The sequence below is a fragment of the Azonexus sp. GW821-FHT04F04 genome, from assembly GCF_059420025.1.
Genome location: NZ_JBWKSX010000001.1, coordinates 918,470 through 938,116, shown reverse-complemented (window position 1 = coordinate 938,116; position 19,647 = coordinate 918,470). Strand labels below are relative to the sequence as shown.

The window sequence follows — 19,647 nt, the reverse complement described above, 5'->3', positions numbered from 1 at the left end:
ATACCGGCTTGAACTCAAAATCTTACCACATAGCCCCAAAAACTTTGCAGGCCGAAATTCATAATTACGGCATTGATTCCGTAGCCACAACCACCTTGCGCAACAAGGGCAGCAGCATCGCTGCAGCGAGTAGCAGACTGAGCGCGGCACCCAGCCAGAAACCGGCGACGCCAAGGGGCGTTGCCCCTCGGTAACAGAGCCAGGCGCCACCGAGCAGACCGATGCCCCAGAAGCAGAAAATCTGCACCAGCATCGGCACGAAAGTCACCCGGTAGGCCCGCAAAACGTGGCCGGCTATGGTCTGCAGCGCGTCGAAGAACTGATAGATGGCGACATAGATGATCAGGCTCATGGCCACGGCGCGCACGGCAGGATCATCGGTATAAGCGGCGACCAGCGGCTTGGCGGTGAGCCAGAGCAAAAATCCGACAACGGAAGACGAGGCGCCGGCCAGGATCAGCCCGGCGCGGATGGTCGCCCGTGCCCGCGCCGCGTCGTGCGCGCCCACCGCCTGACCGACGGCGGCCATGGTAGCGATGCCGAGCGACAGCGGCATCATGTAGATCAGGGCCGACAGGTTGGCAACGATGCGATGGCCAGCGACCACTGTCGCCCCGAGCGAGGCGACGAACAGGGCGATCAGTGTGAACGAGGTGATTTCGACCAGGTTGGACAAACCCATCGGGACGCCTATGCGCAGCAGGTCGCGCCAGGTGGCCCAGTGCGGCGCTTGCCAGTTGGAGAATGGCCGATAACGCCGGCCGAGTGGCCCGAAGGCGAGATAGGCGGCGGCGCTGACACAGGCCAGCCAGCCGATCAGGATATTGGACAATGCACAACCGGCGACGCCGAGTGGTGCGCCGAGCCAGCCTTGCAGGGCGAAGCCCCAAGCCAGCAAGGCGTGCAAGGCCAGGCTCAACAGGCCGATGCCCATGAGCACCCGCGGTTTGCCCAGCGCATTGCAGAAAGCCCAGAACGTCCGGTAGAACAAGGAAGCCGGCAAGCCCCAGGCGAGCAGGGTGAGATATTGACGAACCTTGGCGTCAACCGCCGCATCCATGTCGGCCATGCCAAGCACGGCGCCGGGATGGGTCAGGAACAGAATGCCCGGCACGGCAAGCAGCATGGCCAGCCAGAAACCTTGCTGGAGAACGCCGGCCACTTCGTCATCGCGCCCGGCGCCGTGCAGATGGGCGACGACCGGCGACACCGCTTGCAGAATGCCGACCAGCGCAAAAACGACCGAAACGTGGATGCCGCCGCCAATCGCCACGGCGGCCAGATCGAGCGAGCTGACATGGCCAAGCACGGCGGTGTCGACCACCATCATGCCGATGGAGGACAACTGGGCGATCAGGATGGGGAGGGCGTGGCCAATCAGGCCACGCGCGGCGGCACGAAACATGGGGCAGGATTGTCGCATAACGCGGCCAACCGGCCCCGCCTGCAGGTTTCCACGGTCAACCGGGCTTGCTACGGTCTACCGTAAAAAAGGGCCAAAATTAAAATCGGGCGTAGTTGATCTGCCTCAACCGCCCTCCCCGGCTGCCGCTTCAGAATTTGCGGTTCCGGAGGGAGAGAACAATGAGCCTGGGCCTGCACGCCATAGAGAACGCCAGCCGCGACGAAATCGTCGCCCTGCAAACCGAGCGCCTGAAGTGGACGCTGAACCACGTTTACCACAACGTACCGTATTACAAAGCCAAGTTCGACGCGGCCGGCGTCCATCCGGACGACCTGAAATCGCTGGCCGATCTTGCCAAGTTTCCGTTTACCACCAAGCAGGATCTGCGCGACAACTACCCGTACAACATGTTCGCCGTGCCGCGCGAGAAGGTAGCGCGCATTCACGCCTCAAGTGGCACGACCGGCAAGCCGACCGTCGTCGGCTACACGCAGAACGACATCGCCACCTGGGCCGACCTGATCGCCCGTTCGATCTACGCATCGGGTGGCCGGCCCGGCGACATCGTCCATGTCGCCTACGGCTACGGCCTGTTCACCGGCGGTCTGGGTGCCCATTACGGTGCCGAGAAGCTGGGCTGTACAGTGATTCCGATGTCCGGCGGGCAGACCGAAAAGCAGGTCCAGCTGATCTGCGACTTCAAGCCGAACATCATCATGGTCACGCCGTCGTACATGCTCAACATCGCCGACGAATTCCGTCGTCAGGGCATCGACCCGCGCAGCACCGCGTTGCGCATCGGCATCCACGGGGCCGAGCCGTGGACCGACGCGATGCGCGGCGAGATCGAGAACGCCTTCGACATCGACGCCATCGACATCTATGGCCTGTCGGAAGTGATCGGCCCGGGCGTCGCCAACGAATGCGCCGAAAGCAAGGATGGTCCGGTCATCTGGGAAGACCATTTCTACCCGGAAATCATCGACCCGATCACCGGCGAAGTGCTGCCCGAAGGCAGCCAGGGCGAACTGGTGTTCACCTCGCTGACCAAGGAAGCGATGCCGGTCATCCGCTACCGGACGCGCGACCTGACCCGTCTGCTCGCCCCGACCTCGCGCTCGATGCGCCGGATCGGCAAGATCACCGGCCGCTCGGACGACATGCTGATCATCCGCGGCGTCAATGTCTTCCCGTCGCAGATCGAGGAGCTGATCCTCAAGCAGCCGAAACTGTCGCCGCATTACGTCATCGAAGTCAGCCGCGACGGCCACCTCGATTCGATGAAGGTCAATGTCGAGCTGAAGCGCGAGTTCCAGTTTGCCAGCGGGCCGGAAAAGGAATTCGTGGCGCACGACCTGCAGCACCACATCAAGTCCTACATCGGCATTTCGGCCAAGATCGACATCGTCGAAGAAGGCGGTGTCGAGCGTTCGATCGGCAAGGCCAGACGGGTTATCGACAAACGGCCGAAGTAAGGACGACCACCGAATCCCCGCCAGGGCGGGGACTCATGCCTCAAACGATCCGGGCGCGCAACGTGCCGACCCCATCGACGCCGCCTTCCAGCACGTCACCGCGCACCAGCGGACCAACCCCGGCCGGCGTTCCCGTATAGATCAGGTCGCCGGCTTCCAGGCGAACCAGCGTCGACAGGTTGGCAATGATTTCGGCGACCTTCCACATCATGGCCGACAAATCGCCCTCCTGGCGCACCTGGCCATTTACCGTCAGCCAGATGCGGCCGGTGGCGGGATGCCCGCTGAGCGCTGCCGGGCAAATCGCCCCGGCTACCGCCGACTGGTCGAAACCCTTGCTCATGTCCCACGGATGGCTCTTTTCCTTGGCCTTCGCCTGCATGTCGCGGCGCGTCAGATCGAGGCCGACGGCGTAGCCGAAAATCAGGCCATTTGCCGCGTCGACCGCAACATTCGCCCCGCCCGCGCCGAGGGCGACGACCATTTCGACTTCGTGATGGAGGTTGTTGGTCAGTTGTGGATAGGCGACGCTGATTTCGCCCTCGCCACCAAGCACCGCGTCGCCCGGCTTGGTAAAGAAAAACGGCGGCTCGCGCCCCTCGGCCTGATCGATCGCCCCCATCTCGCGCGCGTGGTCGGCATAGTTGCGGCCGACGCAAAATATCCGGCGGACTGGAAAGCGCTGCTCACTCCCGGCAATCGGCAAGGTGGCGAATGGATGCGGCGGGAAGGCGAGGTTCATGGGAAAGCTCCACGGTCGGTGATCAGGGCTGAAAGTGTGCAACATTTCACCCGCCCCCGGCCAGCCCGGTGATAAAGTTTCGCCACCCGAAAACCAATTGACATAGAACGCCGGATGATCGTTTCACGACTGCTGCGCCACGGACTGCTTAGCATGGCAATTATCTCGGGCGCGGCGAGCGCCGTCGGACTCGGCGAAATCAACCTTCATTCGCGCATCGGCGAGGCTCTACGCGCCGACATCCCGATCATCTCCGGCGGCGAATCCCTTGATGCCGCCTGCTTCACCCTCGGCCCCGTTCCCGGCGCCGATTTTCCTGTCGTCACCGGCGCCCGGACACGCCTCGTGCGCATTGGCCAGGATTACCGACTGATCCTCACCGGCGGCAAGGCCATCGACGAGCCGATCGTCGTCATCAGCCTGCGCGCCGGCTGCGGTCTGGATGTGCAACGCGAATATGTGCTGCTGCCGGCTCCGCCAGCCTCGGTCGGCGACAGCGAGCCGCCGGTCGAGGTTGCGGCCCCTTTGCCACGCGAAGTCCGGCCCCGTCGCGCCCGGGCCGAACGTTTCAGCGACAACGCAACGACCGACAGCGCGTCGCCAGACCAGTCCGCCACCCAGCCTCGCCGGGAACGTGCCGCAGCGAAACCCAAGAAACCGCTGCCGCGCGACACGCTGGCCGGCATGGCCAGCAGCAAGGACCGGATTGTCCTCGGCGCCGCTCTCGACGATCTGCCGCCACCGAGCGCCGGCGATCCACTTGCCCCCGTCAATGAGCTCGACGAACGCCTGCTCAAGATGGAGACGACGCTGCATCTGCTCAATCAGGAAGTGGACAAACTGAATACCGCCGTGGCCCTGAGCGCCGAATCGCGTGCCGTGCGGGAAAAATTGCAGGACATGCAGGCACAACAGGCAACGCCCGGCATCCTGCCCAGTGTCGAGGCCGCCACGCCGCAAGCTCCGCCCCGTAGCACAGCCAGCCGCGACGGCTGGCTCGAACTGCTGATCGGCCTTCTGCTCGGCGGCAGTGTCTCAGCCGGCGTCGCCCATCTGGTCAGCCGCCGGCACGACAAAGCACGCAGCTTCAATCCCGTTCCGCCGCGCATCGCCAAACCACGCCGGCCGGCAGCGGCTTGACCGGGTAGAAGCCAGGGTGAGCCGGTCGCGCTTTCTCGTCCAACGCCGCCAGCCGTCATTGCCACGGTCAACCAGAATTTTTGGCCAAATTTGAAATCGGGTTTTGCCGCATTTCCGGCAAAACCCGAAACCGCCTAGACCGGGTTATCCACATCAACGAATTCGCAGCTGATGCCAAACTGTTGAGCCAGATGCCCGGCCAGCGCCTGCACCCCATAACGCTCGGTGGCATGATGCCCAGCCGCCAGATAGGCCACGCCGCTCTCGCGGGCCAGATGGACGGTTTGTTCCGAAATTTCGCCGGACATGAAGGCATCGACACCCAGCGCGATGGCCTGCTCGAAATACCCCTGCGCTCCACCTGAGCACCAGCCGATCCGCCGAATAGTTCGTGCGCCATCGCCGATGACCATCGGCTCACGCCCGAGACCTGCCGCCACTTTCACCGCCAGCGTAGTCAAGTCGCAAGGCTCGGCCAGCGTTCCCAGCCAGGCGATATCCTGCTCGCCAAAACGACCATCCGGGATCCAGCCGAGCCGGCTCGCCAACTGGGCGTTATTGCCGAGCTCCGGGTGGGCATCAAGCGGCAAGTGGTAAGCCAGCAGGTTAATGTCATTGGCAAGCAACGTCGCCAGGCGCTTGCGCCGGATACCGGTGACCCGGCCATCCTCGCCTTTCCAGAAATATCCGTGGTGCACCACAATGGCATCGGCATCGCGCTCAACCGCAGCATCGAGCAGCGCCTGGCTGGCCGTGACGCCGCTCACAATACGGCTGATCTCGGATCTGCCTTCCACTTGCAGGCCGTTTGGGCAATAATCCCGGAACTTTCCGGGCATCAACAGCCCGTCCAGATACTCCAACAATTCTTCACGTTTCATCGAGACAATTTCCATGCAGAGGTTGTGGCTGATTTTTGCACAAACGGTCACCGTTGCGCTGGCCATTCTGTTCGTCGTCACCACGCTCAAACCGGAGTGGTTGCCACAGCGCCAAGCGGTCCTGGCAGTGCAGGAAGCGCCGACCAGCAGTGACGACGACAAAGTTGCGCCGACCGGCTCGTATCGCGAAGCTGCTCGCGCCGCGCTGCCTTCTGTTGTCCACATCTACACGACCCAGGAAATCAAACAGCAACGTCACCCGCTGTTCGACGACCCGATTTTTCGCCACTTTTTCGGCGAGCGCCCGGAAGGTCAGCCGCAGCGCAACTCCGGCCTCGGCTCCGGTGTCATCGTCAGCCCAAATGGCTACATCCTGACCAATTACCACGTCATCGACGGCGCCGACGACATCCAGGTCGCGCTCAACGACAGCAAAACCTACAAGGCCAAGATCGTCGGCAGCGACCCGGAATCCGATCTTGCCATCCTGCAGATCAAGGCCGACAAATTGCCGGCCATCACCTTCGGCCAGCTCGACAACCTGCGCGTCGGCGATGTCGTGCTCGCCATCGGCAATCCCTTTGGCGTCGGCCAGACGGTGACCATGGGCATCGTCTCCGCCCTCGGCCGCTCACATCTCGGCATCAACACCTTCGAGAACTTCATCCAGACCGACGCCGCGATCAATCCCGGCAACTCCGGTGGGGCGCTGATTGACGTCAACGGCAACCTGGTCGGCATCAACTCCGCCATCTACTCGCGCACCGGCGGCTCGCTCGGCATCGGCTTCGCCATCCCGGTCTCCAGCGCCCGCAGCATCATGGAGCAGATCATCCGGACCGGCGCCGTGACGCGTGGCTGGATCGGCGTCGAAGCCCAGGAAATCACCCCCGAACTGGCCGAGTCCTTCGGCCTGCCCGACAACGAAGGCGCCCTGATCGCTGGCGTCGTGCGCGGCAGCCCGGCCGACACAGCCGGCATCCGCCCGGGCGACGTCCTGCTCTCGGTTGGCGGCAAGGCGGTCAAGGATCCGCAGGTCATGCTCGACCTGATTGCCGCCCTGACCCCGGACGACCGCTCGCCATTCCGCCTGCGCCGCGACAAGACCATCGTTGAAGTCCAGGTCAAGATCGGCAAACGCCCGGCCATGCGCGCCGAAAAAGAGTAAGCCATGTGCCAGCTGCTCGGGAAGAGCCACGCCATCCAATGCCCAGGAAGGAGTGTGTAATATTTGCCAACTCTTGGGCATGAACTGCAATGTGCCGACCGACATCTGCTTTTCATTCAGCGGATTTCAGGCCCGGGGCGGCGCCACTGATGTTCATTCGGACGGCTGGGGCATCGCCTTTTTTGAAGGCAAGGGTACCCGGCTCTTCCTCGACCCGCAGCCGTCGAGCACCTCGCCGGTGGCCGAACTGGTCCGCCACTACCCGATTCGTTCGAAGAACGTCATTGCCCACATTCGCAAAGCAACACAGGGGGCCATCGGTCTCGAAAACACCCATCCTTTCATGCGCGAACTGTGGGGCCGTTACTGGATTTTCGCCCACAACGGCAACCTCTTCGATTTCATGCCGCAACTCGATGGCAGCTTCGTTCCGGTCGGCCTGACCGACAGCGAACGCGCCTTCTGCTGGTTACTGCAGGAGTTGCGCCGTCGCTTCGGCAACCATGTGCCTGAGCGCAGCGCGCTGTTTGATGCCGTGCATGAGCTGACGCTGAAAATTGCCCAACATGGCGAATTCAACTTCCTGCTCTCGAATGGCGACTGTCTGTTCGCCCATGCCTCGACCAAATTGAGCCACATCGTGCGCAAGGCGCCGTTTGCCCAGGCGCACTTGAAGGATCAAGACATCACTGTCGATTTCAGCGATGTCACCTCGCCGGATGACCGCGTCGCCGTCATCGCGACATTGCCGCTGACTGACAACGAGGCGTGGACCGACATGCCGCCGGGGACGTTGTGGTGGTTCGAGGAAGGGGCGCCGGTCAAGACCTTGCCGACGCGACCGGGGCCGGTTAAGAAGGCCTGATCATTCCTTGGACAGGTTGCGGAACTCTTCTTCCGCCTGATCCATTTCTGATTCCATTTTTGCCGCATTTTCCGGGTTGACCGTGGGAGTCGCCTCCACCGGTGCCGGACGCGACACCAACCGCGAAGCCAGGATGCCCAACTCGTAAAGCAGGCACATCGGGATGGCCAGAGCCAACTGGGAAACGACATCGGGCGGCGTCACCACGGCGGCCACCACGAAGGCGCCGACGATGAAGTAGGAGCGCCACTCCTTTAGCTTTTCGACGGTCACGACGTTGAGTTTGACCAGCATGACGAGCGCCACCGGCACCTCGAAGGCCAGGCCGAAAGCCAGGAACATGGTCATTACGAAGGACAGGTAGGCTTCGATATCAGGCGCCGGGGTGATGCTTTTCGGCGCGAAACTGGCAATAAAACTGAACACCTGCCCGAACACAAAGAAGTAACAGAAGGCCATGCCGGAGACGAACAGGAAGGTGCTCGAAACAATCAGCGGGATGCCCAGACGCTTTTCATGGGCATACAGGCCCGGCGCCACGAAGGACCAGACCTGATAAAGAATGAACGGCAAGGCCAGCACGAAGGCGACCATGGCCGTCACCTTGAGCGGCACCATGAACGGCGTGATGACGCCGATGGCGACCATCTTGGTACCTTCCGGCAAGGCCTTGGTCAGCGGCGCGGCCAGGATATCGTAGATTTCCCCCGGCCCCGGATAGATGCACAGGACCCCAAGGACGACGGCAATGGCGATCAGGCTGCGCATCAAACGATCACGCAGCTCAACCAGATGGGAGATGAAGGAGTCTTCCTGAGGTTCGCTCATGCCGCCGGCTTGCCAATAGAGTCAGCGACCGGCAGGGTTTCCGTCAGCGAGGCAGCGGTCGACTGCAATTCGGCCACGGCCTCCTGTGCCGGCGCCTCGATCGCGCTGCGCGCAGTTTCATATTCGTTGCGCACCGAGCTCTCCAGTTCACGGGCCGAATCGGAAACCTGCGACTGCAGTTTCCTCAACTCGTCGAGTTGAACCTCGCGGCTGATGTCCGACTTCACATCGTTGACATAGCGCTGGGCGCGGCCGAGCAGGTGCCCGAGCGTGCGCGCCACCTTGGGCAGGCGCTCGGGGCCGATGACGATCAGCGCCACAATGCCGATCACCATCAATTCGGAAAAGCCGATATCGAACATGATTTGAAAGTCGTCTCAAGGAACGGGAGAAATCCCGTCCGGAAGATCAGGACTTGGTCTTTTCCTTGACTTCAACGTCGATGGTCTGACCACCCACTTGCTGGGTCGGCTGCGCTGCGTCGGCCGGCTTGTCGCCCGCCGTCGCGTCCTTCATGCCGTCCTTGAAACCCTTGACGGCACCGCCGAGATCCTGCCCGACGTTACGCAATTTCTTGGTACCGAAAATAAGCATGACGATGACCAGAACGATCAACCAGTGCCAAATGGAAAAACTGCCCATGATGTGTCTCCTAGATGCGTTTAAGCATGGGGCCGACCGGCTCCGGTCCGCCCACGATATGCGCGTGCAGGTGCGGCACTTCCTGCTGCCCCACACGTCCTGTGTTGATGATCACCCGAAAACCGTCCGGGCTGCCTTGCGCAACTGCAATTTCGTTGGTCTTGGCCAGAATCTTCCCGAGCACGGCCGTATCGTCGTCGCTCACCGTCGCCAACGACGTAATGTGCCTCTTCGGGATTACGAGCACATGAACCGGACGCGCCGGATTGATGTCATTGAAGGCGAGGATGTCCTCGTCTTCATAGACCTTCTGCGCCGGAATCTTGCCGTCGACAATCTTGCAGAAAATGCAATCGCTCACTTGTTGCCCCGAGCCGCCTTTTCGTCGATACCGGAAATGCCTTCGCGGCGGCGCATTTCCTGCGAAACGTCTTCGATGCTCAAGCCGTAGAAGGCAAGCAGGACAAGCACGTGATAAATGACGTCAGTTGATTCCCAGACGATATTCAGGCGCTTGCCATCCTTGGCGGCCATGATCAGCTCTGCCGTTTCCTCGCCGATCTTTTTCAGAATCGAATCCGGACCTTCCGAAAAGAGCTTGGCGGTGTAGGACTTTTCCGGATCGGCGTGCCGACGGGAAGCCAGCGTCTCAGAGAGACGGTGCAGCATGTCATGGGTGCTCATTTGTAGATTTCCTTCGGGTCTTTCAGAACCGGATCAGCGGGAACCCAGCGGTCCCCGTTCAATTCATTGAAAAAACAGCTTTCGCGGCCAGTATGACAGGCAATCCCGCCGACTTGTTCAATGCTCAACAGCAAGACGTCGCCGTCGCAATCGGTACGAATGGAGCGGATTTTCTGGAAATGCCCCGACTCCTCGCCCTTGCGCCACAGACGCTTTCTCGAGCGCGACCAGTATACCGCGTTGCCGCACTGAAGCGTTTCCTGCAACGACTCACGGTTCATCCAAGCGAACATCACGACGCGCCCGTTTTCATCCTGGGCGATGGCCGGGATCATGCCGTCGGCGTCCCACTTCAACGCCTCCAGCCAGTTCAGGGAATTATCGAGGTCGCTCACAACCGCACTTCGATGCCACGTGCAGCCATGTACTCCTTGGCCTGGCGCACGGTGTATTCGCCAAAATGGAAGATCGAGGCGGCCAGCACCGCATCGGCACGGCCTTCGCTGACACCATCGGCCAGATGCTGCAGGTTGCCGACACCGCCCGAGGCGATGACCGGAATACTCACTGCATCCGACACGGCACGGGTCAGCGCCAGGTCAAAACCGTTCTTGGTGCCATCGCGGTCCATGCTGGTCAGCAGGATTTCGCCAGCGCCCAGCGCCGCCACTCTTTTGGCCCATTCAATCGCATCAAGGCCCGTATCGTTGCGGCCGCCATGCGTAAAGACATGCCACTGGCCGGGCGCAACCTGCTTGGCGTCGATGGCGACAACAATGCACTGCGAGCCAACCTTGCTCGAGGCGTCGAAAACGAGATCAGGATTCTGCACCGCCGCCGTGTTCATCGACACCTTGTCGGCACCAGCATTGAGCAGACGACGCACGTCCTCAACCTTGCGCACACCGCCGCCAACAGTCAGCGGAATGAAGACCTGCTCGGCACAGGCTTCGACGATGTGCAGAATGATGTCACGTTGATCACTGGACGCCGTGATATCGAGAAAAGTCACCTCGTCAGCGCCCTGCTCGTTGTAGCGGCGGGCGATCTCGATCGGATCGCCGGCATCGCGCAGGCCGACGAAATTGGTGCCCTTGACGACGCGGCCAGCCGTGACGTCAAGGCAAGGGATGATGCGTTTGGCCAGCATCAGGCGCGCGCTTTGGCCATCAGATCGTCGGCCATGTCCTGCGCCGCCTTGAAGTCGAGCGAACCGTCGTAAACAGCGCGGCCGGCAATGGTGCCGACGACGCCTTCGCCTTCGACGGCGCACAGGGCCCGGATATCGTCAAAGCCGGTCAGACCGCCGGAAGCAATGACCGGAATGGTCAGCGCCTGGGCCAGACGGACAGTGGCTTCGATGTTGAGACCAGAGAGCATGCCGTCACGGCCGATGTCGGTGTAGATGATCGACTCGACACCGTAGTCTTCGTATTTCTTGGCCAGATCGACGACATCGTGGCCGGTCAGCTTGGACCAGCCATCGGTCGCCACCTTACCGTCCTTGGCGTCGAGGCCGACGATGATGTGGCCGGGGAAGGCGACGCAGGCGTCGTGCAGGAAGCCGGGATTCTTGACCGCCGCCGTGCCGATGATGACGTAGGACAAGCCACCGTCGATACAGGCTTCGATGGTGTCGAGGTCGCGGATGCCGCCGCCGAGCTGGACGGGAATCTCGTCGCCGACTTCGGCCAGGATGGCCTTGATCGCCGCCGCATTCTTTGGCTTGCCGGCAAAGGCGCCATTCAGGTCGACCAGATGCAGGCGACGGGCGCCTTGAGCAAGCCAGTGACGCGCCTGTTCGGCCGGACTATCGGAAAAAACAGTGACCTGTTCCATCAGGCCCTGCTTGAGACGGACGCATTGGCCGTCCTTGAGATCAATCGCGGGAATAATCAGCATGGGATTCTAGGAGATTAAATTCGACAGATGCGAATCAGGGGTGCCACTCGACGAAGTTTTTCAGGAGTTGCAGGCCGTCACGAGCACTTTTCTCGGGGTGGAACTGAACCGCGAAGATATTATCCCGCCCCACCGCACAGGTAAAGGGGACGCCATATTCACAACTCCCCGTGACCAGCGCCGGATCGGCCGGTTCGACAAAATAGCTGTGCACGAAATAGAAGCGCGCGCCGTCGGCGATGCCATTCCATAGCGCATGCGGTTTCTGGCGCACCTCGTTCCAGCCCATGTGCGGGACTTTGAGGCGCTCGCCAGTCGGCAGATACATCTTTTCATCCGGGAACCGTTTGACGTTGCCGGGAAAAACGCCGAGCGCCGGGACGTCGCCCTCATCGCTGTGTTCGAAGAGCATCTGCTCGCCGACGCAGATGCCGAGAAAAGGTTTGTCCTTGGCCGCCGCCAGCACAGCGGCACGCAAACCGCGCGCATCGAGTTCGTTCATGCAGTCAGGCATGGCGCCCTGACCGGGAAAGACGACACGTTCAGCCGCCGCAACGACAGCCGGATCGGCCGTCACGACGACCGTCTTGCCGCCGGAGACGTGCTCGAGCGCCTTCGACACGGAACGCAGGTTGCCCATCCCGTAGTCGATGACGGCAATTGCGCCGTTGCCCCTGCTGCCAGCGCTCACAGCGAGCCCTTGGTCGACGGCATGGTACCGGCCATGCGCGGATCGGGCGTCACGGCCATGCGCAGGGCGCGGCCGAAGGCCTTGAATATGGTCTCGGCCTGATGGTGGGCATTCTTGCCACGCAGGTTGTCGATGTGCAGCGTCACACCGGCATGGTTGACCAGGCCATGGAAGAATTCGCTGACCAGATCGACATCGAAAGCGCCGATGACGGCGCGCGAAAACTCGACATTGAGTTCCAGCCCCGGACGACCGGAGAGGTCGATGACAACACGCGACAGCGCTTCATCAAGCGGTACGTAGCTGTGGCCGTAGCGGGTCAGGCCCTTCTTGTCACCCCAGGCCTTGGCCAGCGCCTGACCGAAGGTGATACCGATGTCTTCGACCGTGTGGTGGGCGTCGATATGCAAGTCGCCTACCGCCTCGATATCGAGGTCGATCAGGCCATGGCGGGCGATCTGGTCGAGCATGTGGTCGAGAAAGGGGACGCCGGTGGCAAATTTGCCCTGGCCGGTGCCATCGAGGTTGAGACGCACGGTGATCTGCGTCTCCAGCGTATTGCGAGTAATTTCGGCTTGCCGCATGGTTGAAGGCTGCAAAAGGCTTTTATCGGAGGGCCATGATACCATTTCAGCCTACTTTTACGCCTTCCGTGAAAACCCCATGAGTCGCTTCTGGAGCCAGGTCGTCCGCGACCTCACCCCCTACGTCCCGGGCGAGCAGCCCAAGATCGCCAACCTGATCAAGCTCAACACCAACGAGAACCCGTTCCCGCCCTCGCCCAAGGTGCTGGCGGCAATCCAGACCGAGCTTGGCGACGACGCAGCGCGCCTGCGCCTTTACCCGGACCCGAATGCCGATCTGCTCAAGGCAGCGATTGCCAAGCGGCATGCCATCACGTCGCAACAGGTCTTCATCGGCAACGGTTCGGACGAAGTGCTGGCCCATGTTTTCATGGCGCTGCTCAAGCACGAGGCGCCGATCCTGTTCCCGGACATCACCTACAGCTTCTACCCGGTGTATTGCGGGCTGTACGGCATCGATTACCGCACCGTGCCGCTGGCCGAGGACTTTTCGATCAATCCGGGCGATTACTACGGTCAACCGGAAAAATTGGCCAAAAATGAAATCGGCGGCATCATCTTTCCGAATCCGAACGCACCGACCGGCCGCCTGCTCGGGCTAGCCGCCATCGAGCAGATTCTCCAGGCCAATCCGGATGTCGTCGTCGTGGTCGATGAAGCCTATGTCGACTTCGGTGGCGAGACGGCGATCCCGCTGGTTGATCGCTACGACAACCTGCTGGTCGTCCACACGCTGTCCAAATCGCGTTCGCTGGCCGGCCTGCGCGTCGGATTCGCGGTCGGCCATCCGGCGCTGATCGAGGCGCTCGAACGCGTCAAGAACAGCTTCAACTCCTATCCGCTGGACCGCCTGGCCATCGTCGGCGCCGTCGCCGCCATGGAAGACGAGGCGTACTTCGAGCAATGCTGCCGCGCCGTGATCGCCACCCGCGACACGCTGACCGCCGACCTGCGCAGCCTCGGTTTCGAAGTGCTGCCCTCCGCGGCCAACTTCATCTTCGCCCGCCACCCGCAGCGCGACGCAGCCGAATTGGCCAAGGCCCTGCGCGACAAGAGCATCATCGTCCGCCATTTCAAGCTGCCGCGCGTCGACCAGTTCCTGCGCATCACCGTCGGCACAGATGCCGAATGCCAGGCGCTGACCCAAACGCTGCAAGACATTCTGGCTTAGGAAGGGGCAACCCGATGCAAGGTATCGATTTCGACGAAGCCATCCGCCTGCACAACACCTGGCGCCGACAATTCATGAACGCCTTCGCCCGCGGCAGCTACGCCGACATGCCGCTGTCCGACCATCAGGGCTGCATGTTCGGCTATGCCATCGCCGCTGCCGACGATGCCTCGCGGGCATTGCCGCAATTCCAGGCGCTGATCAAGGCGCACACGCGCTTCCACGCGCTAGCCAGTGAAATTCAGGAACTGAGCAGCAACGGCATGGCGGAAGACGCCGACCTCATGCTCCCCGAACTGTCCGACGCATCGCATCGCCTGGCCAACCTGTTCGATGAACTGCGCGCCCTGCAGCGCGATAAACGCGGCTAGACCAGGCCGAGCAAACCGAGCCCGGCGCCAACGCCGATAAACCACAGCGGATGCAGCTTGGTCCGCAGGTTGGCCACCACAGTCGCCGCCACCAGCAGCCAGGTCGTCCAGCCGAAAGCCGCCGCCTGCGCAATCAACGTCGCTCCGGAAAAGATCAACCCGACCGCCAGCGGTGCCACACCGAGGCTGACGGCCTTTTGCCAGCGTTTGCCGGCGAAGCTTTCCCAGCGGTCGATCAGCAAGTAAATCAGCACGCTCATCGGCAAACACATGGCCACCGTCGACGCCAGCGCGCCGAGCAGGCCGCCGATCTCCCAGCCGATCAGCGTCACGACCAGCACATTCGGCCCGGGCGCCGCCTGGGCGATGGCATAAAGATGCGTGAAGGTCTGGTCGTCCAGCCAGTGGTGGTTTTCGACGACGACGCGATGCATTTCCGGCAGCAGCGCCGTCGCGCCACCGAAAGCGACCAAGGAGATCAGCGCGAATTCGAGGAAGAGCTCGACGACGATCATTTTCGCCCCAGCTTCCAGTAAGCGACGCCACCGGAAAGAACCAGTCCGGCGACCATCACGATGGGCATCGGCCAGCGCAGGCCGGCAATGGCGGCAACAGTCAGCACCGTGAAGGGCAGGAAAAACGGCTTGTCCTTGATCGCCGAACCCATCCGCCAGGCCATGGCGAACAGCAGGCCGCAACCGACAGCGGCGATGCCGCGCAGCATCGACTGGGCCAGCGGCAGGCTGCCATAGCGGTCGTAGAGCAGCGCCAGGAGCAGGACGATGGCGAACGGCCCGGCAAGCAGGCCGACCGGCGCGATGATGGCGCCGGACAGGCCGCAGTAGCGTTTACCGACGACGACCGCCAGATTGACTACATTCGGCCCCGGTAAAAACTGGCAGAGGCCGAGCTGGGCATTGAACTCCTCAGCCGTCATCCATTGGCGCTCCTCGACCAGCATGCGTCGCGCAAAAGGCAAGACGCCGCCAAAGCCGGATATGCCGACCGACGAAAAACCCAAAAAAAGCGCCCGGATATCCGGGTGGCTTGGCTTTTCAGTGCGCTGTTGCGTACCTTCCACGGTCAACCGGAAATTTCGCTCAATTTTCGAGCCGGAATTCGGCCGATTTGGCGTGCGCCGGCAGACCTTCGCCGTGTGCCAGCGTCGAAGCGATACGGCCCAGCGTCTGCGCCCCGGCCCGCGACACCTTGATCAGGCTGGTCCGCTTCTGGAAGTCATAGACGCCCAGCGGCGAAGAGAAACGCGCGCTGCCGGAAGTCGGCAACACATGGTTCGGGCCGGCACAGTAGTCACCGAGCGACTCTGAGGTGTAATGACCAATGAAGATGGCGCCGGCGTGGTGAATCTTGCTGACCCACGGATCGGGATCGGCCAACGACAGCTCGAGGTGTTCCGGCGCCACGCGATTGGCGATGGCGATCGCTTCTTCGAGGTCGCGCACAAGGATGAACGCACCGCGATTGGTCAGCGAGGTTTCGATCACTTCACGGCGCGGCATGGTCGGCAGCAACTTTTCGATGCTGGCCTGAACCTTTTCGATATAGCCCGCATCGGTACAGATCAGGATCGACTGCGCCAATTCGTCGTGCTCGGCCTGCGAGAACAGGTCCATCGCCACCCAGTCCGGATTGCCGGAACCATCCGAAACGACCAGAATTTCCGACGGGCCGGCAATCATGTCGATGCCGACGATGCCGAATACCCGACGCTTGGCACAGGCGACATAGGCGTTGCCGGGGCCGACAATCTTGTCCACTTGCGGAATGCTCGCCGTACCGTATGCCAGTGCGCCAACCGCCTGCGCACCGCCGATGGTGAACACGCGGTCAACGCCGGCCAGACACGCCGCTGCGAGAACCAGCTGGTTGCGCTCGCCGCCCGGCGTCGGGACGACCATGATCAGTTCCTTGACGCCAGCCACCTTGGCCGGAATCGCATTCATCAGCACCGAAGACGGATAGGCCGCCTTGCCACCCGGCACGTAGAGACCGACGCGATCGAGCGGCGTGATCATCTGACCGAGCATGGTGCCGCGCATTTCTTCCGACTCTTCGGTGTAGGACCAGCCTTCCAGCCGCTGCTTCTCGTGATAGACACGAACGCGCTGCGCAGCTGCCTCCAGCGCCTGGCGCTGTTCGGCCGGCAGGCTGTCGAGCGCCTTCTGCATCTCGGCCTTCGACAACTCCAGATCAGCCATGCCACCGACCGACAACCGGTCAAACTTGTTGCTGTACTCGACGACGGCGGCATCGCCGCGCGCCTTCACATCGGCCAGGATGCCGATGACCGTGCGTTCGATGCCCTCATCCTGCGCCGCCTCGAAAGCGAGCAGCGCATCCATTTTTGCCTTGAAATCGGCGTCGACAGTGGAAAGACGTTTGATTGCGACCATAAGCTTTATTTCTCCACCGCCCGGGCAAAGGCGTCGATGATCGGTTGCAGGGTGTCGCGCTTGACCTTGAGCGAGGCCTGGTTGACCACCAGCCGGCTCGAAATATCGACAATATGTTCCACCGCGACCAGCTTGTTGGCCTTCAACGTGCCACCTGTCGACACCAGATCGACGATGGCATCGGCCAAACCAGCCAGCGGCGCCAGCTCCATCGACCCGTACAGCTTGATCAGGTCGATATGGACGCCCTTGCTGGCGAAATGTTCGCGCGCGATCTTGGTGTATTTGCTCGCCACCTTCAGGCGATTACCCTGACGCACAGCCTTGGCGTAGTCGAAGCCTTCCGGCACGGCGACCATCATCCGGCACTTGGCAATCTTCAGATCCAGCGGCGCGTAAAGACCTTCACCGCCATGTTCGATCAGCACGTCCTTGCCGGTCACACCGAGGTCGGCGGCGCCGTACTGGACATAGGTTGGCACATCGGAGGCGCGAACGATGACGACCCGCACATCCGGGTTGTTCGTATCAATGATCAGCTTGCGGGAGGTTTCGGGGTTTTCGCTCGGCACGATACCGGCTGCTGCAAGCAGCGGCAGGGTTTCGTCGAAAATGCGGCCCTTGGAGAGTGCAATGGTGATGCCGGTCACGGTATATCTCGTGGCAAAAGAATGATTTTACCGCAAAGCCGCAAAACGGCCGGCCACAAAAGCAAAAAGCCCGGCAAGCCGGGCTTTCTTTGAGTCAGGCGACTCCGCGAGCTTATTCAGCCGGGCGGATGTTTGCAGCCTGCTTGCCCTTCGGGCCGTTCACGACATCGAAGGTCACTTTCTGGTTTTCGGCCAGGGTCTTGAAACCGTTGCCTTGAATTGCAGAGAAGTGAGCGAAGAGGTCTTCACCACCTTCGGACGGGGAGATGAAACCAAAACCCTTGGAGTCGTTGAACCACTTAACGGTACCGTTTGCCATTTGATAGCTTCCTAAAATAAAAATACGGGCTTGCGCCACAAAAACACGAGAACCAAGACCGAGGAGAGCTGACAAACCGTGGTACGGCGCAGGAACAAAACACTGCCTGGAAATCCCGAGGCTCGGAGTATGGGCCAGCATTTGGAATACGCCAAGCCTTTTTTGCAATTTTCTGCAGGCATGCGCAGAAAAACACAAATTTCAGCGACGCCCCGAGGCTCGGTTAACGAACGCGCCGGACCGAAGCGCCAAGCTTGGCGAGCTTCTCTTCGATACGTTCGTAGCCGCGATCCAGGTGGTAAATCCGGTCGATAACTGTCTCGCCCTGGGCGACAAGGCCGGCAATAACCAGCGACGCCGAAGCGCGCAGGTCGGTTGCCATGACGGTGGCGCCCTCCAGGCGTTCGACGCCACGCACGATGGCATTATTGCCTTCGATCTGGATGTTGGCACCGAGACGCATCAGTTCGTTCACGTGCATGAAACGGTTTTCGAAGATGGTCTCGCGTATCGTCGCCACACCGTCGGCGATGCAGTTGATAGCCATGAACTGCGCCTGCATGTCGGTCGGAAAGGCTGGATACGGCGCCGTGCGCAAGCTCACCGCCTTGAGACGCTTGGGCGCAACGAGACGAATCGCATCGCGTTCGACGGTAATTTCGCAGCCGGCGTCCATGAGCTTGTCGACGACCGTATCGAGATAGGCTGCCGAAGTCTTGAGCAGGCGGATATCGCCGCCCGTCGCGGCGGCGGCACACAGGTAGGTACCGGTTTCGATGCGATCCGGCATGATGGCATGCGTTGCGCCGTGCAGCTTGTCGACGCCCTGAATGCGAATGACGTCGGTGCCGGCGCCGGAAATACGGGCGCCCATCGATACCAGGCAGTTGGCCAGATCGACCACTTCCGGCTCGCGCGCGGCATTTTCAATGATCGTTTCGCCGTCGGCCAGACAGGCCGCCATCATGAGGTTTTCGGTGCCGGTCACGGTAACCATGTCGGTACAGATGCGGGCACCCTTGAGGCGGGTCGCCTTGGCATGGACGTAGCCCTGCTCGACCTTGACCTCGGCGCCCATCGCCTGCAGACCCTTGATGTGCTGATCAACCGGCCGTGCGCCAATGGCGCAGCCGCCGGGCAATGAAACGCGAGCCTCGCCGCAGCGCGCCACCAGCGGGCCGAGGACGAGAATCGAGGCACGCATGGTCTTGACCATTTCGTAGGAGGCGACCGCATTGCTCAGGCCACCGCCGTTTAGCTCCATGCCATCAACGCCATCCATCGTCACGCCGACGCCCATGTCGCCGAGCAGGCGCAGCATCGTCGAGATATCGTTCAGATGCGGGACATTGGTCAGATGCAAGGGGTCGGAGGTAAGCAACGAGGCGCAGAGAATCGGCAGCGCGGCATTCTTGGCACCGGACATCGCCACTTCACCGGAGAGCACCTTGCCCCCTTCAATCAACAACTTATCCACGCTGGGCACTCCATTCTTCCGGGGTCAATGTTTTGAAGGAGAGGGCATGCAACTCGCCAGAGTCGAACTTTTCCTTCAGTATTGTGTTCACATGCTGCTGGCGCTGCACACGGTTTTTGCCGGCAAACTCATTACTCACCACGGTCGCCATGAAATGCTGGCCGTCGCCATCGAGTTCGAGGTGTTCGCAGGTCATGCCGGCGAGAATCAGTTGCTTGATTTGTTCAGGGTGCATCAT

At 61.6% G+C, this 19,647-nt stretch carries 26 protein-coding genes; 6 read left to right on the top strand and 20 right to left on the bottom strand.

What is annotated here, in order from left to right:
• Positions 1 to 64 precede the first annotated feature (64 nt).
• Positions 65 to 1,405 carry an MATE family efflux transporter gene (locus tag AC07TV_RS04600; RefSeq protein ID WP_494647220.1) on the bottom strand — a complete coding sequence of 447 codons (1,341 nt, stop codon included), beginning with the start codon at positions 1,403 to 1,405 and terminating at the stop codon, positions 65 to 67.
• Positions 1,406 to 1,584: 179 nt separating this feature from the next.
• On the opposite strand from AC07TV_RS04600, the gene paaK reads away from it, so the two are divergent.
• Positions 1,585 to 2,880 (top strand): phenylacetate--CoA ligase PaaK, encoded by a 1,296-nt coding sequence (gene paaK, locus AC07TV_RS04595; RefSeq protein ID WP_494647219.1) that lies wholly within the window; start codon positions 1,585 to 1,587, stop codon positions 2,878 to 2,880.
• A gap of 40 nt (positions 2,881 to 2,920) precedes the next feature.
• On the opposite strand, the gene AC07TV_RS04590 is transcribed toward paaK, so the two are convergent.
• Complete coding sequence (locus AC07TV_RS04590) at positions 2,921 to 3,622, bottom strand: fumarylacetoacetate hydrolase family protein (RefSeq protein ID WP_494647218.1); 702 nt, start codon at positions 3,620 to 3,622, stop codon at positions 2,921 to 2,923.
• Between the two features lie 153 nt (positions 3,623 to 3,775).
• Between AC07TV_RS04590 and AC07TV_RS04585 the strand changes: the two genes are divergently transcribed.
• Entirely contained in the window at positions 3,776 to 4,762 is a 987-nt protein-coding gene (locus AC07TV_RS04585; RefSeq protein ID WP_494647217.1) for a type IV pilus assembly protein FimV, read from the top strand.
• Between the two features lie 134 nt (positions 4,763 to 4,896).
• Here AC07TV_RS04585 and AC07TV_RS04580 read toward each other — a convergent pair whose 3' ends face one another.
• The gene (locus AC07TV_RS04580) at positions 4,897 to 5,643 is read right to left on the bottom strand and encodes a Nif3-like dinuclear metal center hexameric protein (protein ID WP_494647216.1); all 747 of its coding nucleotides are present in this window, start codon (positions 5,641 to 5,643) and stop codon (positions 4,897 to 4,899) included.
• A 13-nt stretch (positions 5,644 to 5,656) separates the two neighbouring features.
• Here AC07TV_RS04580 and AC07TV_RS04575 point away from each other — a divergent pair, with 13 nt between their 5' ends.
• Together AC07TV_RS04575 and AC07TV_RS04570 are read left to right on the top strand one after the other, a co-directional pair.
• Complete coding sequence (locus AC07TV_RS04575; protein ID WP_494647215.1) at positions 5,657 to 6,811, top strand: Do family serine endopeptidase; 1,155 nt, start codon at positions 5,657 to 5,659, stop codon at positions 6,809 to 6,811.
• Between the two features lie 61 nt (positions 6,812 to 6,872).
• Complete coding sequence (locus AC07TV_RS04570) at positions 6,873 to 7,676, top strand: class II glutamine amidotransferase (protein WP_494647379.1); 804 nt, start codon at positions 6,873 to 6,875, stop codon at positions 7,674 to 7,676.
• Here the strand turns inward: AC07TV_RS04570 and tatC are convergent, their stop codons facing one another.
• The 10 genes from tatC to hisB are packed head-to-tail and all read right to left on the bottom strand — an operon-like array spanning position 7,677 to position 13,007.
• Positions 7,677 to 8,504 carry a twin-arginine translocase subunit TatC gene (gene tatC / locus AC07TV_RS04565; RefSeq protein WP_494647214.1) on the bottom strand — a complete coding sequence of 276 codons (828 nt, stop codon included), beginning with the start codon at positions 8,502 to 8,504 and terminating at the stop codon, positions 7,677 to 7,679.
• Positions 8,501 to 8,866: a Sec-independent protein translocase protein TatB gene (gene tatB, locus AC07TV_RS04560; protein WP_494647213.1), complete on the bottom strand. Its 366-nt coding sequence runs from the start codon at positions 8,864 to 8,866 to the stop codon at positions 8,501 to 8,503. Before tatB ends, tatC begins: the two co-directional genes overlap by 4 nt.
• 46 nt (positions 8,867 to 8,912) lie before the next feature.
• A complete protein-coding gene (gene tatA / locus AC07TV_RS04555; protein ID WP_226401454.1) occupies positions 8,913 to 9,146 on the bottom strand; it encodes a Sec-independent protein translocase subunit TatA in 234 nt (77 codons plus the stop codon).
• Positions 9,147 to 9,156: 10 nt separating this feature from the next.
• Positions 9,157 to 9,507 (bottom strand): histidine triad nucleotide-binding protein, encoded by a 351-nt coding sequence (locus AC07TV_RS04550; RefSeq protein WP_494647212.1) that lies wholly within the window; start codon positions 9,505 to 9,507, stop codon positions 9,157 to 9,159.
• Complete coding sequence (locus tag AC07TV_RS04545; protein ID WP_494647211.1) at positions 9,504 to 9,830, bottom strand: phosphoribosyl-ATP diphosphatase; 327 nt, start codon at positions 9,828 to 9,830, stop codon at positions 9,504 to 9,506. Before AC07TV_RS04545 ends, AC07TV_RS04550 begins: the two co-directional genes overlap by 4 nt.
• Entirely contained in the window at positions 9,827 to 10,165 is a 339-nt protein-coding gene (hisI, locus tag AC07TV_RS04540) for a phosphoribosyl-AMP cyclohydrolase (protein ID WP_494647378.1), read from the bottom strand. Before hisI ends, AC07TV_RS04545 begins: the two co-directional genes overlap by 4 nt.
• Positions 10,166 to 10,221: 56 nt before the next feature.
• Complete coding sequence (hisF, locus tag AC07TV_RS04535) at positions 10,222 to 10,980, bottom strand: imidazole glycerol phosphate synthase subunit HisF (protein ID WP_494647210.1); 759 nt, start codon at positions 10,978 to 10,980, stop codon at positions 10,222 to 10,224.
• Positions 10,980 to 11,732, bottom strand: coding sequence for a 1-(5-phosphoribosyl)-5-[(5-phosphoribosylamino)methylideneamino]imidazole-4-carboxamide isomerase (gene hisA, locus AC07TV_RS04530; RefSeq protein ID WP_494647209.1), 753 nt, complete (start codon positions 11,730 to 11,732; stop codon positions 10,980 to 10,982). Before hisA ends, hisF begins: the two co-directional genes overlap by 1 nt.
• A gap of 34 nt (positions 11,733 to 11,766) precedes the next feature.
• Complete coding sequence (hisH, locus tag AC07TV_RS04525; RefSeq protein WP_494647208.1) at positions 11,767 to 12,423, bottom strand: imidazole glycerol phosphate synthase subunit HisH; 657 nt, start codon at positions 12,421 to 12,423, stop codon at positions 11,767 to 11,769.
• The gene (hisB, locus tag AC07TV_RS04520; RefSeq protein WP_494647207.1) at positions 12,420 to 13,007 is read right to left on the bottom strand and encodes an imidazoleglycerol-phosphate dehydratase HisB; all 588 of its coding nucleotides are present in this window, start codon (positions 13,005 to 13,007) and stop codon (positions 12,420 to 12,422) included. Before hisB ends, hisH begins: the two co-directional genes overlap by 4 nt.
• A 79-nt stretch (positions 13,008 to 13,086) precedes the next feature.
• Here hisB and hisC point away from each other — a divergent pair, with 79 nt between their 5' ends.
• Together hisC and AC07TV_RS04510 are read left to right on the top strand one after the other, a co-directional pair.
• The gene (hisC, locus tag AC07TV_RS04515; protein WP_494647206.1) at positions 13,087 to 14,178 is read left to right on the top strand and encodes a histidinol-phosphate transaminase; all 1,092 of its coding nucleotides are present in this window, start codon (positions 13,087 to 13,089) and stop codon (positions 14,176 to 14,178) included.
• Positions 14,179 to 14,192: 14 nt separating this feature from the next.
• Positions 14,193 to 14,549: a CZB domain-containing protein gene (locus tag AC07TV_RS04510; RefSeq protein ID WP_494647205.1), complete on the top strand. Its 357-nt coding sequence runs from the start codon at positions 14,193 to 14,195 to the stop codon at positions 14,547 to 14,549.
• On the opposite strand, the gene AC07TV_RS04505 is transcribed toward AC07TV_RS04510, so the two are convergent.
• From AC07TV_RS04505 to AC07TV_RS04475, 7 genes are all read right to left on the bottom strand, one after another.
• Positions 14,546 to 15,064: a chromate transporter gene (locus AC07TV_RS04505; RefSeq protein WP_494647204.1), complete on the bottom strand. Its 519-nt coding sequence runs from the start codon at positions 15,062 to 15,064 to the stop codon at positions 14,546 to 14,548. The two genes, AC07TV_RS04510 and AC07TV_RS04505, sit on opposite strands and share 4 nt — an antisense overlap.
• The gene (locus AC07TV_RS04500; RefSeq protein ID WP_494647203.1) at positions 15,061 to 15,630 is read right to left on the bottom strand and encodes a chromate transporter; all 570 of its coding nucleotides are present in this window, start codon (positions 15,628 to 15,630) and stop codon (positions 15,061 to 15,063) included. Before AC07TV_RS04500 ends, AC07TV_RS04505 begins: the two co-directional genes overlap by 4 nt.
• 19 nt (positions 15,631 to 15,649) lie before the next feature.
• Positions 15,650 to 16,963: a histidinol dehydrogenase gene (gene hisD, locus AC07TV_RS04495; RefSeq protein WP_494647202.1), complete on the bottom strand. Its 1,314-nt coding sequence runs from the start codon at positions 16,961 to 16,963 to the stop codon at positions 15,650 to 15,652.
• 5 nt (positions 16,964 to 16,968) lie between these two features.
• Positions 16,969 to 17,613, bottom strand: coding sequence for an ATP phosphoribosyltransferase (gene hisG, locus AC07TV_RS04490; RefSeq protein WP_226401502.1), 645 nt, complete (start codon positions 17,611 to 17,613; stop codon positions 16,969 to 16,971).
• A 112-nt stretch (positions 17,614 to 17,725) separates the two neighbouring features.
• A complete protein-coding gene (locus AC07TV_RS04485; RefSeq protein WP_011289117.1) occupies positions 17,726 to 17,932 on the bottom strand; it encodes a cold-shock protein in 207 nt (68 codons plus the stop codon).
• Positions 17,933 to 18,155: 223 nt separating this feature from the next.
• Positions 18,156 to 19,409: a UDP-N-acetylglucosamine 1-carboxyvinyltransferase gene (gene murA, locus AC07TV_RS04480; protein ID WP_494647201.1), complete on the bottom strand. Its 1,254-nt coding sequence runs from the start codon at positions 19,407 to 19,409 to the stop codon at positions 18,156 to 18,158.
• On the bottom strand, positions 19,402 to 19,647 hold the full coding sequence (locus AC07TV_RS04475) for a BolA family protein (RefSeq protein WP_494647200.1): 246 nt from the start codon (positions 19,645 to 19,647) through the stop codon (positions 19,402 to 19,404). The genes murA and AC07TV_RS04475 overlap by 8 nt, the downstream gene beginning before the upstream one ends.

Excerpts from the sequence above, each read along its gene's own strand:
- AC07TV_RS04600 (WP_494647220.1), bottom strand. The coding sequence starts at position 1,405 with ATGTTTCGTGCCGCCGCGCGTGGCCTGATTGGCCACGCCCTCCCCATC.
- paaK (WP_494647219.1), top strand. The coding sequence starts at position 1,585 with ATGAGCCTGGGCCTGCACGCCATAGAGAACGCCAGCCGCGACGAAATC.
- AC07TV_RS04590 (WP_494647218.1), bottom strand. The coding sequence starts at position 3,622 with ATGAACCTCGCCTTCCCGCCGCATCCATTCGCCACCTTGCCGATTGCC.
- AC07TV_RS04585 (WP_494647217.1), top strand. The coding sequence starts at position 3,776 with ATGGCAATTATCTCGGGCGCGGCGAGCGCCGTCGGACTCGGCGAAATC.
- AC07TV_RS04580 (WP_494647216.1), bottom strand. The coding sequence starts at position 5,643 with ATGAAACGTGAAGAATTGTTGGAGTATCTGGACGGGCTGTTGATGCCC.
- AC07TV_RS04575 (WP_494647215.1), top strand. The coding sequence starts at position 5,657 with ATGCAGAGGTTGTGGCTGATTTTTGCACAAACGGTCACCGTTGCGCTG.
- tatC (WP_494647214.1), bottom strand. The coding sequence starts at position 8,504 with ATGAGCGAACCTCAGGAAGACTCCTTCATCTCCCATCTGGTTGAGCTG.
- tatB (WP_494647213.1), bottom strand. The coding sequence starts at position 8,866 with ATGTTCGATATCGGCTTTTCCGAATTGATGGTGATCGGCATTGTGGCG.
- tatA (WP_226401454.1), bottom strand. The coding sequence starts at position 9,146 with ATGGGCAGTTTTTCCATTTGGCACTGGTTGATCGTTCTGGTCATCGTC.
- AC07TV_RS04545 (WP_494647211.1), bottom strand. The coding sequence starts at position 9,830 with ATGAGCACCCATGACATGCTGCACCGTCTCTCTGAGACGCTGGCTTCC.
- hisI (WP_494647378.1), bottom strand. The coding sequence starts at position 10,165 with ATGATCCCGGCCATCGCCCAGGATGAAAACGGGCGCGTCGTGATGTTC.
- hisF (WP_494647210.1), bottom strand. The coding sequence starts at position 10,980 with ATGCTGGCCAAACGCATCATCCCTTGCCTTGACGTCACGGCTGGCCGC.
- hisA (WP_494647209.1), bottom strand. The coding sequence starts at position 11,732 with ATGCTGATTATTCCCGCGATTGATCTCAAGGACGGCCAATGCGTCCGT.
- hisB (WP_494647207.1), bottom strand. The coding sequence starts at position 13,007 with ATGCGGCAAGCCGAAATTACTCGCAATACGCTGGAGACGCAGATCACC.
- hisC (WP_494647206.1), top strand. The coding sequence starts at position 13,087 with ATGAGTCGCTTCTGGAGCCAGGTCGTCCGCGACCTCACCCCCTACGTC.
- AC07TV_RS04510 (WP_494647205.1), top strand. The coding sequence starts at position 14,193 with ATGCAAGGTATCGATTTCGACGAAGCCATCCGCCTGCACAACACCTGG.
- AC07TV_RS04505 (WP_494647204.1), bottom strand. The coding sequence starts at position 15,064 with ATGATCGTCGTCGAGCTCTTCCTCGAATTCGCGCTGATCTCCTTGGTC.
- hisD (WP_494647202.1), bottom strand. The coding sequence starts at position 16,963 with ATGGTCGCAATCAAACGTCTTTCCACTGTCGACGCCGATTTCAAGGCA.
- AC07TV_RS04485 (WP_011289117.1), bottom strand. The coding sequence starts at position 17,932 with ATGGCAAACGGTACCGTTAAGTGGTTCAACGACTCCAAGGGTTTTGGT.
- AC07TV_RS04475 (WP_494647200.1), bottom strand. The coding sequence starts at position 19,647 with ATGATGCACCCTGAACAAATCAAGCAACTGATTCTCGCCGGCATGACC.